The following is a 3014-nucleotide window of genomic DNA, read 5'->3' on the forward strand; positions in this document are numbered from 1 at the left end:
ATAGGAACAAAATTCCTTCTTAGCTCAGTTGGTTAGAGCACATGACTGTTAATCATGGGGTCCCTGGTTCGAGCCCAGGAGAGGGAGCAAGCCGATCAGAAATGATCGGCTTTTTTGTTTTCAATCAGTGGATTAGGCTAGTTGCATCTTTGTATATTTACAGATGAAAAATCTATTCCTGTTTTTATTGACTTTCACAGCGTGCACAAGTGCTTTTGCGCAAAACCAAAACGAAAGAAAGGGTGCCATTACTCAAACAGCGCTTTTTAATAAAGTAGCAAATCTCGATAGTTCATTATTTGCAGCGTATAATTCAAAGAATCTGGATTTGATGAAAACCTATTTTACTAAAGACCTTGAGTGGTATCAAGATAATGGGGGTTTGATAGATTTTGAAAAAGTATTTTCGAATTTTCAATCAATTTTCGATAGAGAGTATGACCTTAAAAGAAATCTTATTAAAGAGAGTTTAGAAGTACATCCTATAGAAGGTTATGGGGCAATAGAGGTTGGTAAACATCAATTTAAACACATTGAAAATGGCAAACTCGAGATAGGCACATTCAAATTCTTAATGATTTGGAAGAATGATAATGGCAGCTGGAAAATTTCAAGAGTTATTAGTTATGACCATTAATTAACTTTAGAAAAAATCTCTCTTTTTTGTGATAAAAACCATTGAGCCTTCTTCTCCCATTCTGAGAAAGTACGTAGAATGCTTCTATTTTTACGAGGGCAAATCGAATTCCTCTTTTAGTTACCTAGCGTTCCCCCATTTTAACACGGGTCTTTCATTTATGAAGGGGGCCTCGGTTCAAAGGCAAGATTGGACGCTTAAAGTATCTGAAAATAGGACCGAAAGCGTTCATATTGAAATACTCGGTAAGTATACGACTCCCGTTTTGTTAGAATATAAGGGACAATTAAGAGAGATTTCGATCATATTTAAACCACTTGGTTTGAATCGATTTTTTAAGGAGAATTATCTTTCTTTAGCGCCTCATTTTTCTCAGGAATTAGTGAATGATGTGTGGAGAAAATTGGGTGAAACTTTATTTTCTGGGGATGATGATATTAGCAAAATAGAATCATTTTTGCTTTCACAATTTAATGATCATCCCGAGTTTTCTACCATTGAGAAAGCGTTAACGTTGATAGAAAATAGCGATGAAAAAATGGCCATATCAACCATCGCAAGTGAAGTAGGACTGAATGCTAAAACCTTTCAAAGGTATTTCCAAAAACACATGGGTTGTAGTCCCGTTGAATACCGTAGAATTTTTCGATTTAGAAGCTCTTTAACGAACAAGTTGAATAGTGCTGAATGGAAGAATTTAACGGATATTACTTATGAAGGAGGGTATTATGACCAGTCCTATTTCATTAAAGAATTTAGAAAAATCACGAATCATAATCCCAAAGACTTTTTCAAATCAACGAGCAAAGTGGATGGAGATAAGATTATTTGGGAAATTAAATAGTGTCCTAAAAGTACAATTTTGATTGAATTCTGGCGCTTAATTTTGGGATAAATTAAACGATATCTCCATGAAAACACAGTTTAACAAATACGTCTACATCGCATTGATTATTTTGGGAATCATCTATCTGAAGGAAAAATCTATCGGACAGGCCCTCATTTATTTAGGTATTGCTTTAGCGTTTGACCCTTTTGATACGAATCAAAAATTTAATGACAGGCCTACTTGGCAAAAAATGGTCTTAATTGTAAACCTCGCTATTGTTTTTGGATTGATATTTATTGAAATTTTCAATCTATTTTTCTAATTCCCGCAAGGTCATTCATCACGTTAAAGGTACCATTTCTAGCAATGGAGGTAGCGTAAGAAAATGAAATTTAAATCTGAATACTATTGGTTTTTGCTATTTGCCATTTGTTTTACGGCATTCAATCAAATTCAAGATACCATACGCCCAAATTACCTAGGCGGTAACGCTGTAATTAAATATTTATTGGGAATTGCGCCTAACTTTTTTCCTGCTGTAGGTATACCCGCGTTATTCATTCTATTCATTTCTTACGTACTTAAAAAGAATTATTCGGGTACTCGTTTTTATGAAAAGAGGCATCTTTTCGCAAATTTAATTTCAGTTATTGGATTAGTGGGTTGGGAGTTTTTACAACTCTCAGGTAAGCTGCGTTTTGATTGGAATGATATTTTATGGACGCTGATAGGGGCCCTATTATTTCAGCTCATTTGGATTTTATCCCCTCAAAAACACAAGGATTTTTAAACCCTTTGATTTCCTAAACCTTCGATTTTTTATAGCTGCAACTTCCTTATATTTGTTAAAACGAATATAAAATGAGCGAAGAAAAGAACGTATCCGCAGCGGAGAAAATGTTAGGTGATTTTGCCCCAAGATTATTGGGCTACACAGATAATATATTGTTTGGCGATGTCTGGGAGGGAAAGGAGCTTTCAAGGCGCGAAAGGAGTTTAATAACGGTGGCGGCTTTAGTTGCGGGGGAACATTCTAACCAACTCAAATTTCATTTGAATTATGCGAAAGAACATGGGTTGACGGAAGCGGAGCTCGTAGAAGTTATTACGCATTTGGCATTCTATGTAGGTTGGCCAAAGGCTATGACGGCTATTATGATTGCGAAGGAGGCGTTTGGGCAAGAGAAATTAACGTAGTTTGTTGTTAATTACATTAATCCATCACACAACGAAAACCGGTATGCTGCAAGCCTGAGTCCGGGCTTGACTTCATCCGTGCGGAGCACCGGTAACTAGAACAATACCCATCATTGCATAAAAAAGAACCACCGCGCATGACGCGTTTGGCAACACCGGGTTCATCCGGGTCATCACTTGAGGAAGGGCCACGCGGGTATAAACTCGGACTCTTTTTATAATAATCGGCACGGTACCAATCCGCGCACCATTCCCATACATTTCCAGCGGTATCATATAATCCATAGCCATTTGCAGGGAAAGATTTAACCGGAGCAGTGGTCGTTTTATACCCGTCTAATGCTTGATCCT

At 37.0% G+C, this 3014-nt stretch carries 6 protein-coding genes and 1 tRNA gene; 6 read left to right on the plus strand and 1 reads right to left on the minus strand.

The window, feature by feature from the left end; translation table 11 throughout:
• Positions 1-13 precede the first annotated feature (13 nt).
• The 6 genes from Q0L65_RS05385 to Q0L65_RS05410 all read left to right on the plus strand — a co-directional run bounded on the left by Q0L65_RS05385 (position 14) and on the right by Q0L65_RS05410 (position 2663).
• Positions 14-87, plus strand: a tRNA-Asn gene (locus Q0L65_RS05385).
• A 76-nt stretch (positions 88-163) separates the two neighbouring features.
• Positions 164-637, plus strand: coding sequence for a nuclear transport factor 2 family protein (locus Q0L65_RS05390; protein ID WP_296684263.1), 474 nt, complete (start codon positions 164-166; stop codon positions 635-637).
• A 28-nt stretch (positions 638-665) separates the two neighbouring features.
• On the plus strand, positions 666-1481 hold the full coding sequence (locus Q0L65_RS05395; RefSeq protein ID WP_366051351.1) for an AraC family transcriptional regulator: 816 nt from the start codon (positions 666-668) through the stop codon (positions 1479-1481).
• Positions 1482-1548: 67 nt separating this feature from the next.
• Positions 1549-1788: a hypothetical protein gene (locus Q0L65_RS05400; protein WP_296684267.1), complete on the plus strand. Its 240-nt coding sequence runs from the start codon at positions 1549-1551 to the stop codon at positions 1786-1788.
• 63 nt (positions 1789-1851) lie between these two features.
• Positions 1852-2256 (plus strand): hypothetical protein, encoded by a 405-nt coding sequence (locus Q0L65_RS05405; protein ID WP_296684269.1) that lies wholly within the window; start codon positions 1852-1854, stop codon positions 2254-2256.
• Positions 2257-2327: 71 nt separating this feature from the next.
• Positions 2328-2663: a carboxymuconolactone decarboxylase family protein gene (locus Q0L65_RS05410; RefSeq protein WP_296684271.1), complete on the plus strand. Its 336-nt coding sequence runs from the start codon at positions 2328-2330 to the stop codon at positions 2661-2663.
• A gap of 16 nt (positions 2664-2679) precedes the next feature.
• Here Q0L65_RS05410 and Q0L65_RS05415 read toward each other — a convergent pair.
• A partial coding sequence (locus Q0L65_RS05415) for an SUMF1/EgtB/PvdO family nonheme iron enzyme (protein WP_296684272.1) occupies positions 2680-3014 on the minus strand: 335 nt, incomplete at its 5' end.

This window comes from Flavobacterium sp. (assembly GCF_024642105.1).
Taxonomy (GTDB): Bacteria; Bacteroidota; Bacteroidia; order Flavobacteriales; family Flavobacteriaceae; genus Flavobacterium.

What these genes read in the sequence shown, in the direction of transcription:
- Q0L65_RS05390 (WP_296684263.1), top strand. Translation starts at nt 164, where the DNA reads ATGAAAAATCTATTCCTGTTTTTATTGACTTTCACAGCGTGCACAAGT.
- Q0L65_RS05400 (WP_296684267.1), top strand. Translation starts at nt 1,549, where the DNA reads ATGAAAACACAGTTTAACAAATACGTCTACATCGCATTGATTATTTTG.
- Q0L65_RS05405 (WP_296684269.1), top strand. Translation starts at nt 1,852, where the DNA reads ATGAAATTTAAATCTGAATACTATTGGTTTTTGCTATTTGCCATTTGT.
- Q0L65_RS05410 (WP_296684271.1), top strand. Translation starts at nt 2,328, where the DNA reads ATGAGCGAAGAAAAGAACGTATCCGCAGCGGAGAAAATGTTAGGTGAT.